At 68.5% G+C, this 13,791-nt stretch carries 12 protein-coding genes and 2 pseudogenes; 8 read left to right on the forward strand and 6 right to left on the reverse strand.

All coding sequences use genetic code 11. The features are described from left to right. Positions 1-268: 268 nt before the first annotated feature. Genes OG841_RS00165 through OG841_RS00175 form a run of 3 tightly spaced genes read left to right on the forward strand, consistent with a single transcriptional unit; the run spans position 269 to position 3,141 of the window. Positions 269-1,306 carry an amidohydrolase family protein gene (locus tag OG841_RS00165; RefSeq protein WP_328643404.1) on the forward strand — a complete coding sequence of 346 codons (1,038 nt, stop codon included), beginning with the start codon at positions 269-271 and terminating at the stop codon, positions 1,304-1,306. Between the two features lie 54 nt (positions 1,307-1,360). Beyond that, positions 1,361-2,140 (forward strand): electron transfer flavoprotein subunit beta/FixA family protein, encoded by a 780-nt coding sequence (locus tag OG841_RS00170; RefSeq protein ID WP_371570492.1) that lies wholly within the window; start codon positions 1,361-1,363, stop codon positions 2,138-2,140. 32 nt (positions 2,141-2,172) lie between these two features. After that, positions 2,173-3,141, forward strand: a complete 969-nt coding sequence (locus tag OG841_RS00175) for an electron transfer flavoprotein subunit alpha/FixB family protein (RefSeq protein ID WP_328643402.1) — start codon at positions 2,173-2,175, stop codon at positions 3,139-3,141. 67 nt (positions 3,142-3,208) lie between these two features. On the opposite strand, the gene OG841_RS00180 is transcribed toward OG841_RS00175, so the two are convergent. The 3 genes and pseudogenes from OG841_RS00180 to OG841_RS00190 form a co-directional block, all read right to left on the reverse strand. After that, positions 3,209-4,189 carry a threonine ammonia-lyase gene (locus OG841_RS00180; protein ID WP_328643770.1) on the reverse strand — a complete coding sequence of 327 codons (981 nt, stop codon included), beginning with the start codon at positions 4,187-4,189 and terminating at the stop codon, positions 3,209-3,211. Between the two features lie 215 nt (positions 4,190-4,404). Next, positions 4,405-5,858: pseudogene (locus OG841_RS00185) on the reverse strand (UvrD-helicase domain-containing protein). After that, a complete protein-coding gene (locus tag OG841_RS00190; protein ID WP_328643401.1) occupies positions 5,855-6,337 on the reverse strand; it encodes a hypothetical protein in 483 nt (160 codons plus the stop codon). Before OG841_RS00190 ends, OG841_RS00185 begins: the two are co-directional and overlap by 4 nt. 124 nt (positions 6,338-6,461) lie before the next feature. On the opposite strand from OG841_RS00190, the gene OG841_RS00195 reads away from it, so the two are divergent. The 3 genes from OG841_RS00195 (at position 6,462) to OG841_RS00205 (ending at position 9,389) form a co-directional block, all read left to right on the forward strand. Continuing rightward, positions 6,462-7,487 carry a tyrosine-type recombinase/integrase gene (locus OG841_RS00195; protein WP_328643400.1) on the forward strand — a complete coding sequence of 342 codons (1,026 nt, stop codon included), beginning with the start codon at positions 6,462-6,464 and terminating at the stop codon, positions 7,485-7,487. Positions 7,488-7,886: 399 nt separating this feature from the next. Next, entirely contained in the window at positions 7,887-8,471 is a 585-nt protein-coding gene (locus OG841_RS00200) for a TetR/AcrR family transcriptional regulator (RefSeq protein ID WP_371562390.1), read from the forward strand. Positions 8,472-8,531: 60 nt separating this feature from the next. After that, positions 8,532-9,389 carry an SDR family oxidoreductase gene (locus OG841_RS00205; RefSeq protein WP_328643399.1) on the forward strand — a complete coding sequence of 286 codons (858 nt, stop codon included), beginning with the start codon at positions 8,532-8,534 and terminating at the stop codon, positions 9,387-9,389. 120 nt (positions 9,390-9,509) lie between these two features. Here the strand turns inward: OG841_RS00205 and OG841_RS00210 are convergent. After that, positions 9,510-10,270 (reverse strand): annotated as a pseudogene (locus OG841_RS00210) (transposase). Positions 10,271-10,439: 169 nt separating this feature from the next. On the opposite strand from OG841_RS00210, the gene OG841_RS00215 reads away from it, so the two are divergent. Further along, entirely contained in the window at positions 10,440-11,816 is a 1,377-nt protein-coding gene (locus tag OG841_RS00215; RefSeq protein WP_266697342.1) for an IS1380 family transposase, read from the forward strand. A 161-nt stretch (positions 11,817-11,977) separates the two neighbouring features. Here the strand turns inward: OG841_RS00215 and OG841_RS00220 are convergent, their stop codons facing one another. Next, positions 11,978-12,481, reverse strand: coding sequence for an NUDIX hydrolase (locus OG841_RS00220; protein WP_328643398.1), 504 nt, complete (start codon positions 12,479-12,481; stop codon positions 11,978-11,980). A 42-nt stretch (positions 12,482-12,523) separates the two neighbouring features. After that, a complete protein-coding gene (locus OG841_RS00225) occupies positions 12,524-12,682 on the reverse strand; it encodes a hypothetical protein (RefSeq protein WP_328643397.1) in 159 nt (52 codons plus the stop codon). A 389-nt stretch (positions 12,683-13,071) separates the two neighbouring features. Here OG841_RS00225 and OG841_RS00230 point away from each other — a divergent pair, with 389 nt between their 5' ends. After that, a complete protein-coding gene (locus tag OG841_RS00230; protein WP_328643396.1) occupies positions 13,072-13,623 on the forward strand; it encodes a DUF6233 domain-containing protein in 552 nt (183 codons plus the stop codon). The last annotated feature ends 168 nt before the right edge of the window (positions 13,624-13,791 follow it).

The raw sequence follows: 13,791 nt of genomic DNA on the forward strand, positions 1-13,791 counted from the left end.
ATTGCCACCGTCGAGTCCCAGCCTCCCCTTGGTCCATGTCAGCTCCGTCGCCGTGACCGCCGGTCTCTGCGTTGTCCGGTCGAGGAGCCCGGGTACGCCAGAGCACATCTCTGTCTGGCGACGGCGCTGGTTGCAACAGGTGGAGACTTCCTTTGTACCCGGCGTCGGGTGGCCGGACGAGTGCGTTCGGGACCCCGCGGCGACGGGGAGTTCTACTGCCCGGAACCGCTTGTTGGCGTGGTGTCCGGGGGGCGGGAACATAGCGGGCATGCCTGATCTTCCGGCCGCTCACGGTCACCCGGTCGTCGATATCCACGCTCATTACTTCCCGTCCGCGCTGCGTCCGCCGACTCGGGTGGCTGACGATCCGCGTTGGCCGTTCCTGGTCATCGACGAGGGCGGCGGGGCGGGGCGGATCATGCGCGGCACCGAGGTCTTTCGGCGTGTGAAGCCCGCCCTGTGGGACATGCAGGCCCGGCTGGCCGAGCTGGATGCGGCAGGCGTCGACATGCAGGTGATCTCGCCGGTGCCGGTGACCTTGTCGATGTGGGCGGAGGGCAAGGACGCCGCGGAGTTCCTGCGCCGGCAGAACGACCTGTTCGCCGAGGCCGTGTCCGCGTCGGGGGGCCGGCTGCGCGGTCTGGGTGCCGTACCTCTGCAGGATGTCGACGCGGCCATCACCGAAATGCTGCGCGTCAAGGAGGAGCTGCGGCTGGACGGAGTGGAGATCGGCACCCGCATCGGTGATCTGGAGCTGGATGCTCCGATGCTCAGGCCGTTCTTCGCGGCGGCGCAGGAGGCGGGGGTGCCACTCTTCGTCCATCCCACGGACGTCGCGCACGCGGTACGCCGTGCGGAGCCGATGTACTCGTTCGGTGTCGGCATGCTGACGGACACCGCTCTGGCGGCGACCGCGCTGGTCTTCGGCGGGGTGCTGGAGGAGTTTCCGGAGCTGCGGGTCGCCCTGGCACACGGTTGCGGCGCGTTCCCCTGGACGTATCCGCGTACGGCGTACGGGGACGCGCTCCTGCGGGGCGGCCCCGATCCCGAGCGCACCGCCCAGCTCAACCGGCTGGTTGGCTCGTTGTGGGCGGACGCGTTGGTCTTCGACCCGGAGCATCTGCGACTGGTGGCCGAGCGTGTGGGTGCCGGCCACCTGATGCTCGGCACCGATCATCCCTTCCTGACGGCACCGTTGGAGACCGCCCTGACCACCGTCACCGGGGCAGCCGAGCAGAACGTGCTCAGCGAGTCAGAGACGGCACGTGTCCTTGGCCGCAACGCCCTCGAATTCCTGGGTCTGTGAGCCCGATGCACCGCAGGCCGGAGACGACCGAGCAAGGAGAAAAAGCGCGTGAGTATGAAGATCCTCGCCCTCGTGAAGTACGTGCCGGATGCGACGGGTGACCGGCGGTTCACCGAGGAGATGACGACTGACCGGGACGCCGTGGACGGGCTTCTCTCGGAACTCGACGAGTACGCGGTGGAACAGGCACTGCAGATCTCCGAGTCGCACGGGGACGCCGAGGTCATTGTTGTCACGATGGGGCCGGCCGACGCCAAGGACGCCTTGCGCAAAGCCCTTTCCATGGGGGCGGACAGGGCCGTCCACATGGACGACGGAGACCTTCACGGCACCGACGTTTTCGGTACCTCGTCCGTCCTGGCCGAGCTCGTCCAGCACGTCGACTTCGACCTGGTCGTCTGCGGTATGGCCTCGACCGACGGCGGCATGGGCGTCGTCCCGGCGCTGCTTGCCGAGCGGCTGGGAGTCCCCCAGGTCACTCTGCTCTCGGAGGTGGCCGTCGATGACGGCGTCGTCAGCGGTCTGCGGGACGGCGACACCGCCACGGAGCGGCTCCAGGCGGAGCTGCCGGCGGTGGTGTCGGTGACCGACCGCTCGGGCGAGGCTCGTTACCCCTCTTTCAAGGGCATCATGGCCGCCAAGAAGAAGCCGGTGGAGTACCTCGACCTGGACGACCTCGGCATCGACGCCGCCACCGTGGGCCTGGCAGGCTCCTGGACGGCCGTCGACACCGCCACCGCCCGTCCGCCGCGGACCGCGGGGTCGGTCGTCAAGGACGACGGCGACGGAGGAACCCGCCTCGCGGAGTTTCTGGCGTCCCAGAAGTTCATCTGAGCCGGCCCCACGAGATTCAGGAGAGTAGATCAATGGGTGAGGTTCTCGTCCTGGTCGAGCACGCGGACGGTCGCGTTCGCAAGCCGGCCCTCGAACTGCTGACACTGGCCCGTCGTATCGGCGAGCCGTCCGCCGTAGTCCTCGGAGCCGGCGAGGCCGCCGACAGCATCCGGGCCAAGGCCGCCGAGTACGGCGCGGTGAAGGTGTACGTCGCAGACGCGCCGCAATTCGCCGACTACCACGTCGTCCCCAAGGTCGACGCGCTGGCGCAGATCGCCCGGGCTGCCGATGCTGTCGCCCTTCTCGTCACTTCCAGTGGTGAAGGCAAGGAGATCGCCGCGCGAGTGGCACTGCGCCTGAACTCCGGCATCATCACAGACGCGATCAATGTGCATGCCGGGGAAAGGGGCCCGATCGCCACTCAATCGGTGTTCGCCGCCTCCTACCAGGTGACCTCCACGGTGACCGAAGGGACCCCGGTCATCACGGTCAAGCCCAATGCGACCGGTCCGGAACCGGCACCTGCCGAAGGTACGGTGGAGAACGTCTCCGTGACCTTCTCCGCAGCTGCCACTGGTACCAAGGTCGTCTCGCGTGTGGCGCGAGTGTCGTCCGGCCGCCCGGAGCTGACGGAGGCGGCGATGATTGTCTCCGGCGGCCGTGGTGTCGGGGCCGCCGAGGGCTTCTCGGTCGTGGAGGAACTCGCCGACTCGCTGGGCGCGGCCGTCGGCGCCTCGCGAGCTGCGGTGGACGCCGGCTGGTATCCGCACAGCAACCAGGTGGGCCAGACCGGGAAGCAGGTCTCGCCGCAGCTGTACATCGCCAACGGCATCTCTGGGGCGATTCAGCATCGCGCGGGTATGCAGACGTCCAAGACCATCGTCGCGGTGAACAAGGATCCGGAAGCACCGATCTTCGACCTCAGCGACTTCGGTGTCGTGGGTGACCTGTTCGATGTGCTGCCCCAACTGACCGCCCAGATCAAGGCACGGAAGAGCTGACGTGCGGGTGCTACGAGCCCGGCGGTGAAGTGCCCTGTATCGGTTCCCTGCGAGAGGGGAGCAATTGTCAAGACCTGTGGATGGGAGCTGTGCCGACCCAGCGGTGGTAGGCGTCTACGTCGACGTTGCTGCCGCACACGATGGTGAGAACGTGTCGGCCGGCGAAGCGGTCGCGGTCTTCGAGGATCGCTGCGATGCCGAGCGCGGCCGAAGGTTCGACGACGAGGCCGGCGTGGTCAAGGAGCATCCGCATACCGAAGATGATCGACGGCTCCTGGACCAGGACGGCGTCGTCAGCGACCAGGAGGAGATCGTCCAGGACGGCCGGGATGGGACGTCGGCCGGCGACGCCGTCAGCGATGGTGTCGGTCGAGTCGGTGGTGACGACACGCCGCTGGCGCCACGAGTGTGTCAGCGCCGGTGCGCCCAGCGGCTGAACACAGATCACCTCGACTTCGGGTGCCAATGCCTTCACCACATGCCCCACGCCGGTGGCCAGCGCCCCACCGCCGAGAGCAATCAGGACGGTGTCGAACGACGGCGCGGTGTCCACCAGTTCCAGGCCGATGGTCGCCGCGCCCTCGCAGGTCTCGATGTCCAGGCTGTCTTCGACCAGCCGGATGCCGTCGTACCGCGCGATGGCCGCCGCCCGCTCGCGAGCCATCTCGTGGTCGCCGTCCACCAGCTCCAACCGGGCGTCCAACGCGCGGATGCGATCAAGCTTGGCCCGAGTCGCAAAGCGGGATGCTACGACGGTCACGTCGAGTTCCCGGCCGCGACCGGACCACGCGAGGGTTTGGCCGAGGTTGCCCGCGCTGGCGCACACCGCGGCTCGCGACGCATTGTCGGCCAGCAGGCTCGCGACTACCTCGGTGCCGCGGGCCTTGAAGCTGCGGACCGGGTTCGCCGTTTCGAGCTTGATGCTCACCGTGCACCCGAGGCCGGGCTCCAGCGCCTCACAGCGGTACAGCGGAGTGTCGAGAAAGACCGGGTCGATCACCCGGCGAGCCGCCCGGATCCGAGCAGTGTCGAGACGCGTCTCCTGCACGACAGAGCAGCGTAGTGCCACCGGGTCCATAAGCAACGCCACACCGAACCCAAAGTCCTCCGCGGGCCCCGGCACACAACCGGTGCCTCCTGGCCAGGTGCAGGAACCATGCAGGCATTTGCCCGTTCATCACATAGCAAAGAGTACTTGATCACTCTTTCGTTTCCAGTTTGCCTGCTTTCCCTGACGCTAAAGGCGGCTTCGCCGGGGACACATCAGGGCGTTCCGTGTGGGTGGTCGTGGATCCAGGACAGGCCTCCGAGGTCGAGGCGGGTGCGGGTGACGGCGACGTAGGCGAGGCGGGCCTCCCCGTCGTCGATGGGACCGGGTACGGCCTGGCCCGCGTCGTCGTGCTGGTCGGAATCTTGGGGTGGGGTGAAGTCGTCCGCGATTTTCACGCGGGGCCATTCGCGGCCTTTGGCCTTGTGGGCGGTCGAGACGGTCACCTGGGCGTGCTGCTCGGGGGCGAGTTGAGCGACGGCGGTGAGGATGGCGTCGTTGCCGTGGGTGTCGACGAGGTCGACCAGGGGCTGCAGGTCGCGGCCGGCCGGGTCGTGGGCGGCGTAGTCCTGCAGTTCGCCCCAGGAGGGGAACAGGAGCAGTTCGGGGTGGGTGGTGCGGCGGCCTTCTTTGAGGTCGCGGGCGGCGAGTGCCAGGGTGCGCAGGCTGTCTCCTCCTCCGGCCAGCGCCACCCGGCATCCGGCGGTCATCAGGCCCATGACGTGGGACATGGCGCCGACGTTGGTGCGGCACAGCACCGCGTCGGGCCGGGTGAGGGGGCCGAGTTCGGTGGGGACGGTCTCGGTGCCGGTCAGACGGAGGGGAGCGTCGGCGATGGCCAACCACCGATTGGCTTCCTCGGCGAGGTGGGGGCCGAAGCGGAATGACTTCGACAGGGCGAGCTGGGTGCCGTCGAAGCCGGTCATGATGTCCTTGGCGCCGCGCCAGTGGTAGATGGCTTGGGCGGAGTCGCCGACCATGACGAGTTGGGCGTGGTCGCGCTGGCTGAGGAAGATGTGTTCGACGACGGGGTTGGTGTCCTGGGCCTCGTCCAGCAGCAGGAAGTCGGCGTCGATCCTGGGCTGGGTGAGGGCCCACAATTTCAGGTAGTGGTCGTGGTCGAAGCGGACCGCGCCGGCGTCGGGGTTGTGCAGGTCGCTCCAGGCTTTGCGAGCGAAGGGCACGATGTGGGCGGCGAGTTGGGTGTGGAGATCGTTGTTCTCCAGGCCGCGCAGGCGGGGTACGTGGTGGCGGGTGATGGCCTCGTCGGCGGTGTGGCAGAAGCTGGCCACGGTGCGCAGCAGGGTGTGGCAGAGGGCTCTTTGGGAGATGTCGCGCTCTGCGATGCGGATGGCCTTGGTGACGCCGAGGGCTGGCCGGTCTGCCAGGCCGGGCGGCGGGGTGCGTTCAGGCGGCGGGTGTAGCCGTGGCCGATGGCCGCGTAGGCAAGGGCGTGCGCGGTCTTGCACTGGACGGTGTTCGGAAAGCGGGTTCGTGCGTCCTGGGCGATGGCCCGGTTAAAAGCGAGGTAGCGGCCGCGGCGGGTGGTGGTGCGGGCGAGGAGGGCGAGGGTAGTGGTCTTCCCGGTGCCGGCGCCTGCCTGCAGGGCGAGGTGGTCGCCGGCGGGGAAGGCGTCGGCTGCTGCCGTCTGTTCGTCGGTCGGTTTCATGGCGTGGGCCTCTCGGAAAGCCGGGTGAGCGCGTGTCCGACGGTGGACAGCAGGTAGGCGGGGGTGGTGTGGGCCAGCAGCTGGCGTACCGCGTGGTCGAGGCGGTCGATCTCCTGGTCGGCGTGCTCGGCCAGGGCGCGGTGCAGGGCCAGTTCCACGTACCGCTCCGGAGTCTGCTGCGCACGGCGGGCATCGGCTGTGAGGACAGCGTGCGCGGCGGGCGGGAAGGCGACATTGAGCAGCACCTTGTGGTCTGCGTCCGGGTAGTGCGTGGTGATCACGTCGATCGGCAGCCGTGCGCCGAGCCGGTGGCGCAGCCGGCGGGCGGCCCGGTGGGGGGTCTTGGCAGGTACGAGGGCCATCAGACGGGTGGCGTCGTGGTTGGCGGCGAGCGGCAGCACGCGGGCGGCGCGGAGCAGGGCCGCCGGGGACAGGGGGCGGGTGAGCACGATTTCCAGGGCGTGATGCGGCATCGTCATCCCCTGCCGTGCCGACGGGCCCGGGGGTGGGGCAGGCGGGTGTGGATGTGCGCCGCGTGCAGGAAGGCGTCGAAGGGCTGCCATCCGGCCAGGGCGAGGTCTGCGACGCCGGGGGCGGCGGCGTGTGTGGGGCAGTGCTGGGCGCGCCAGCGCAGTCACACTGACCTGGCTCTTCTCCGGTCAGCGCAGCAACGAGATCGCGCGCCTGCGCCTGGGTTGCGTCCGCTGGCAGCGCGACGGGGACCCCGTCGCCGGCAACTCCACACAGATCCTCGCCCGCGACGCCGTCTGCCTCCTGGACGTGCCCGCTCACAAGACCGGCACTGCGTTCACCAAGCCAGTGGACCCGCTGCTCGGGCAGGCCATCAACGCCTGGCAGGCACTCCGCCCCAGCCAGCCCAAACGCACCGACAAGCGCACGGGAGAACAAATCGACTTCCTGTTCTCCTACCGCGCGCGCACCGTCTCCAGCGGCTACATCAACAGCACCGTCATCCCCATGCTCTGCCGCAAAGCAGGCGTACCGGCTGTCGATGCCCGCGGCAGCATCACCAGCCACCGCGCCCGCTCCACCATCGCCAGCCAGCTGTACAACGCGAAAGTGCCCATGGCCCTGTTCGAGCTGCAGGCGTGGCTCGGACACCGTTCCCCGGAGTCCACCCAGCACTACGCGAAGATCAGCCCCAACACACTGACCAAGGCATACGAAGACGCCGGGGACTTCGCCCGAAACGTACGCACCATCGAGGTCCTCGTCGACCGCGACGCGGTCGCCTCTGGCGCCGCCGCGGCCGGCGAACCCTGGCAGCACTACGACCTCGGACACGGCTACTGCACCTACACCTTCTTCGAACAGTGCCAGCACCGCATGGCCTGCGCCCGCTGCGACTTCTACACCCCGAAGGACTCCACGAGAGCCCAACTCCTCGAAGCCAAAGGCAACCTGCAGAAGATGGCCATCTCGATCCCGCTCACCGAGGACGAACAGGCCGCTCTCACCGACGGTCAGAACGCGATCGACGAACTCCTCGGCAGACTCGCCGATACCCCGACCCCGGCCGGGCCGACACCCCGGCAGATCACGGCACCCGGCACAGCTCAGCTCCTACCGATCGTCGGCGTCCGACAGGGCAAAGCGGCGCAAGCATGACAAACCTGATTGCACAGAAGAGTCGTACATCTGGCGGGCCCTGTCGCGCGCCCGTCGTTTACGGGTGCGTGCGGAGTCCGTCGAGGATGAGCGCGAGCATGCGGGGTGCCCGGTCCTCGGGGCCGGACGGGGCGCGCCACAAGGCGCCGGCGTGACGGCCGAGAGCGGCAAGCAGTACAAGGGCCAGCCCCAAAACCTGCAAGCAGGTGCCCGGCCGCGCCGGACCCGACTCCGAAGAAGAGCGTCGCACCGATAGCCGGAAAGCACTGACCGCCCGCCGTCCGGGTTGACCTCGTCGGCGATCAAGGGATACTTTCGATACGCAACGGTAGCGTAGCGAAAGTGGGGCGGTCACTCTTGGCCGAGGCATCGAGCGGGCCGCGTAGCGGCGGGGCGGACGTGGCGGCCGGCATGGGTCGGCCGCGGGATGCTCGTCGGGATGCGGCGATCTTGGAGGCGACGTTGTCGCTGCTGACGGAGCTTGGGTACGAGCAGTTGTCGATCGAGGCGGTTGCGGGGCGGTCAAGGGTCGCGAAGACGACGATTTACCGTCGTTATCGGGACAAGGCCGACCTGGTTGCTGCGGCGGTGCAATATCGCTCGCATGCCACGCCGCCCTCGCCTGCTGCGGTCGACCTGCGGGAGAACCTGCTTGCGCTTGCCGGGTGGCTGGCTCGGCAGATTGCTGAGCAGGAGATCGGACTGCTTGGGGCGCTGTTTGCGGGGATGCGGGGGGACCCGCGGCTTGCTGAGGAGATGCGTCGAATCCTGCGCCGGGACGAGGCGGCGATGACTGATGAGGCGTTCCGCAAGGCGATCGGGGACGGCGAGCGGTTGACTCCCCGGGCCGCCGAGCTCTTTGCCGAGATCGCTCCGGCGGTCATCGTGCACCGTGTGGTCGTCGCGGGCGAGCCGTGCGATGAACGCTTCGTCGAGCACCTCGTCGACGACATTCTTCTGCCGTTGCTACTTGAGGGCCGCTGAGGCAATCCCATTCCGTGCGTACTGAGTGCGGCGGGTGTGACAAGTGAAAGGGGATTCATCATGATCGTTGTCACCGGGGCCACTGGCGCGTTGAACGGCGCCACTGTTGAGCACCTTCTCAAGCATGTTCCTGCGGAGCGGATCGGCGTAAGCGTGCGCGACGTCGGCAAGGCGCGGCACTTAGCCGAACGCGGGGTGCGGGTGCGTCAGGGCTCCTATGCGGATCCGGCCGCACTGCGCCACTCCTTCGAGGGTGCTGAGCAGGTCCTACTCGTGTCCTCCAGTGACCCGCATGCCGACCATGTTGGCTTGCACCGCGTTGGCATCGAGGCTGCCGTTGCAGCGGGAGCCCGGCGCATCCTGTACACCAGCCATCAGGGTGCCGGGGCCGACAGTCCCTTCCACCCGGCCCGCGATCACGCCGCGACCGAGGTGCTCCTCGCCGAATCCGGTGTCGCCTGGACCTCGCTGCGCAACGGTTACTACGCCCACAGCGTCCTTTGGCTGCTCAGCCCCTGGCGGCAGACCGGCGAGATTGCAGCTCCGGCCGATGGCCCGATTTCCTGGACCGACCGCGCCGACTCCGCCGAAGCGGCAGCGGTCATCCTGGCCGGTGACCGGAGGTTCGACGGGCCGGTCACCCTCACCGCGCGGCAGGCCGTGACCCTCGCCGACGTCGCCGCGATGGCCTCCGAGATCAGCGGCCGCGAGGTCAAGCGAGTCGTGCTGGACGACGAGAAGTGGATCGCGGACAAGGTCGCGGATGGCATGCCGGAGGGGATGGCACGGATGATGCTCACCAGATACCAGGCCGCTCGCGAAGGCCGCTTCGCCGGGGTCGACCCTCTGCTGGCCAATCTGCTCGGCCGCGAACCCCGCAGCGTCGCCGAGCAGTTGGAAGACGGCAGCACCGGCTGAAGGATCGCCGAGGCAAGGGAAAGGGGCTGGGCTCCATCGGTGATATCAGCGATATCGGCTATATCAGAGATATCGGTGATGGAAGCCAGCCCCTAGAGGTTGTCCCGTATGGGGCGTGAGCTATCCGGTGAGGGCCAGGTTGTGGAGCCGGGCGATGCCGAGCATGGCCTGGTGAACGCCGTTGCCCTTGAGGCGGCAGTCCCGAAGGATCTTCCAGTTCTTCAGCCGGGATAGGGCGTGTTCGACTCGTGCCCGTGCCCGGCGGTGGACGGCGTTCTCTGTTGCGGGCTGAGGTGTCTCTGGCCTCGTCGCCTGCGGTGCGGGATGAGAAGGCCAGTGCCCTGGTAGCCACCGTCGGCGATGGTCGGGGCACCGCGGCAGACCCGGTCCACACCGGACTCGGTGAACGCCCGGCAGTCGTTGCGACTGCCGGGCAGCGGCAAGCCGATCGCCACCACCAGGCGGCTGTTGGCGTCGATGACGACCTGCAGATTCGTCGAGTACCGATAGTTCTTGCTGGACGCGGCGACGCTGCGGTCCCGGGTAGGCACCAAGGTGCCGTCGACGATATAGACAGTGTCCCTGCGCGGACGTCGGGCCGGCGCGATGGCCAACAGCGGTGCCAGGTGATCGAGGATACGGTCGGCCGCGGACTTCGAGACCCCGAACAACGGTGCCACCTGCCGCAACGTCAGGTTCGTGCGCCAGTACGTCGCCACCAGCAACACCCGGTCCTCCAGCGGCAACCGCCAGGGACGGCCCCGCTGAACGTCACCCCCGCGACGCCGCACCAACGCCACCAGCCTGGCGAACTGCACCTCGCTCAACCCGGAGAACGGCTCGATCCACTTCGGATCATCAGCTGAAATCACCCCACCCATGCCCAGCCAACGCACCAACCACCCCACCGGTTACGGGACAACCTCTAGCCTCGCGCTTTCACGTGGCAGGGCGTCCGGTAGGTGATCAGAAACGCGGAGAGTGCTCCTGACCTGCAACGATGGGACTTGTCTAGGGTCCAGGTCGTCGCGTGAAAGAAGCACTCTCCAGGTGAAGAAGCGTATCGGGTCCTACCCGTGTGTCCGTACCGAAGGTGGTGGTCGCGGGGTGGTCTCCCAGGCCGGCGGTGTGCTGCTGGTGGAGACGATCCGCAAGACTGGCCTGGACAGGGCGATATCGGCGGCGTTGGCGCCGTGGCGCAAGTCGCGGGCGGTGCATGATCCGGGCAAGGTCCTGCTGGATGTGGCGCTGGCGGTCGCGCTGGGCGGGGACTGCCTGGCAGATGTGGGCATGCTTCGGGCCGAGCCAGCCGTGTTCGGGCCGGTCGCCTCCGACCCGACAGTCTCCCGCCTGATCGACACCCTTGCCGCCTCGGGCGAGAAGGCACTGACCGCAATCCGCACAGCCCGGTCCGAAGTCCGTTGCCGGGTCTGGAAGTTGGCCCGCGACGGGGCTCCGGACGCTGGTGGGCAGGTGACCGTGGATCTGGACGGAGTGCTGGTCATCGCCCACTCGGACAAGCAGGACGCCGCCCCGACCTGGAAGAAGACCTACGGTCACCACCCGCTGATGGGTTTCGTCGATCACGGCTCCGGTGGCACCGGTGAACCTGTCGCGTCCCTTCTCAGGGCGGGCAACGCGGGCTCGAACACGGCCGCCGACCACATCGAGGCCGCCCGCCTCGCCCTCGCTCAGCTGCCCACGAAGTACCGGCGGGGGCGACAGACCTTGATCCGCTGCGATTCCGCGGGCGGCACCCACGAGTTCGTCGCCTGGATCGCCCAGCGCGGGCGCTGGCTGTCCTACTCGGTCGGCATGGTGATCACCGAAGCCATTCACCAGCACGTCCTGAAGATCCCGGCATCGGCATGGACGCCGGCCGTCGAGACCGGCGGCGAGGTCCGCGACGGGGCCTGGGTCGCCGAGCTCACCGGCGACCTGCTTGAGGGCTGGCCGAAGGGCATGCGGCTGATCGTCCGCAAGGAACGGCCGCATCCCGGGGCCCAGTTGAGGATCACCGATGCGGACGGCATGCGGATCACCTGCTTTGCTACCAACACCGCCGGCCGTCCCATCGCCGAACTCGAGCTCCGTCACCGGCTGCGGGCCCGGGCCGAGGACCGTATCCGAGCTGCCCGCGCGACGGGCCTGCGCAATCTGCCCCTGCACGACACCGCGCAGAACAAGGTGTGGCTGGAGATCGTCCAGATCGCACTCGACCTGCTGGCCTGGATGCCCATGCTCGCCCTGACCGGCCAGACCCGTCTCTGGGAACCCCGCCGCCTCCGCTTCCGCCTGTTCTCCGCAGCCGCCCAGCTCGTCACCACCGGCCGGCGCCGCATCCTCCGCCTCGCGGCCCACTGGCCCTGGACCAACGAGATCACAGACGCCCTCGCACGGCTCACACTCCTGCCGAACCCCGGCTGACCAGCAGCTTCCCTACCCCTGCGAGTAGCACCACCCCACCCGGAGCAGTGGAACCCGGCGCCCACCCGACGCGACACTCGGGCCCACGGCCTGCCCGCAATCAGCCACCGAAAGCGAAACGGTCCACCGACTCCCTCGCGGACCGTCAAGAAAGATCGAGGCTAGAGGCCGAGTTGGACCGGCTGGGCCGGCGTCCCTGTGGTGAGCAGTTCGGCCAAGGGCGTTGCGAGGTCGCGGGGCGAGAACAGGTCAGGTCCGGTATAACCGGCGATCTCCGAGAACTGCCACCAGCGGAACGCGGCCAGGTTCTCGGCGGCGAGCTGGTCGTCTGTCAGCTCGCCTCGGGGCTCGAAATGGTTCGCCCTGACGAGGAAATAGCCGTTGATGATGCCGTCGAAGCCGGGCGCATAGTCGGCGGCAACGACTACCTGCTGCCAGACGTGCGGCGGGTCAGCGGTGATGGCCAGACCGGTCTCCTCGCGGAGCTCGCGGCGTAAGGCCGTCAGCGGGTCCTCGCCGGGTTCGATGCCGCCGCCTGGAGCTGCCCACACGACCTTCGCCTGCCCAGGCACTGCCGGGTGAGGGAAGACGAACCGGCAGAGCAGGATTCGATCGTTCTCATCGAGGATGATCGCACGGGCGGAGGGACGTAGGTTCAGGTTCATGCCAGCACAGTAGATCGGCATGCTGACAGAAAACGCCCCCGGTCACGGCTGCACGTCCACGACGCGGGCTTCGAGGTCGGCGAGGCGGCGGTGTGCGAAGCGGTTGTTCTCGCGGGCGGCGGCCAGCTTGTCGGTGAGGTTTCGGATCTCCGTCTCCCGATCGCGGACGGCACGCTTGATCGCGAGGTTCTCGCCGGTCATGCGGATGCGGTCCTTCAGTCCAGTCAGTGGCCAGTTCGCGGATCTGGCCGAGGAGCTCGGCGATCTGCTCGCGCTGGCGCAGGATCTCCCTGTGCGCGGTCTTGAGCGCGTCCTCACTGTTCAGAGCTCGCCAGCGCCAGGAGGCTTCCAGCGCCTGCTGTTCGGCTCCGCGGCCTTCGGCCGGCGTGGCCGGTGCGGCGGGAAGTCCGGCGGGTGATGTGTCTGGTCATCAGGGTGGTGGCAGCCCACGTGATCAGCGACTCGCGCTCTGAGCTGCCTCTAGCGCACCCTCGACCATCCCGTCGGAGCCGCCCACGCAAACTGGCTTCCGTCCGTATGGCGGCCCCGCACTGCATGCCGAGCTGCTTGACAGACCCTGATTCCACAGAATGCGGGTGTGGCATGCCCTGTGGCTGAACCGCATCGACGCGAAGATCACCCTGCTGGAACGCCGCAAGACAGAAGAGGAACACGGGCGGCGCACCCGGCCGCAGACGCCGGAATGGGTCGTCGAAGTCGGCACCGGCAAGCCGCCCGTCCAGGTCCACGCCGACACCTGCCACATGATCGGCTCCCGCCACCGCCCCGTCAGCCGCGACGAAGCCCGCCGCCTCCTGACCGAAGGCCTGCACGCCTGCACCCACTGCCAGCCCGACACCCAGCTGCACATCATCGACTTAGCCGCCCGCGGCCCACGCGCGCGCCATCGACCACCTCACCGGCTGCGCCCCCGACGGCTCCTGACACCGGCCGCCGCACCGTCGGCGGCCCTGGCGCAGCGGCTCCGCCCGGCGCGCAACACCAGCGAACGCGCCCCGATCCCCGGCAGCGTCCGCGCCGCCCATCCCGCCCCTCCCACTCCTCAACTCCAGCCAGGGACATGGGCAAAGCGGCCGCAACGGGGATGTCTGCAGCCCGACCACGCCCTGTGCCTGTGGTGACGTGGGCGGACTCCCGGGACACTGTGACGGCCCGCGCAACCTCCACCGCAACACCCAGCGCAACCCGGGGTCCTACAAGGCGAGGCGGCCAGCGGGCGGGCGGGCGGGTCACCGTGTCGGCCGGGACTACTCGGTCGGGTGAAGGCGCCAGGGACAGAGAACCTCTGC

This window comes from Streptomyces canus (assembly GCF_041435015.1).
GTDB classification, from domain to species: Bacteria; Actinomycetota; Actinomycetes; order Streptomycetales; family Streptomycetaceae; genus Streptomyces; species Streptomyces canus_G.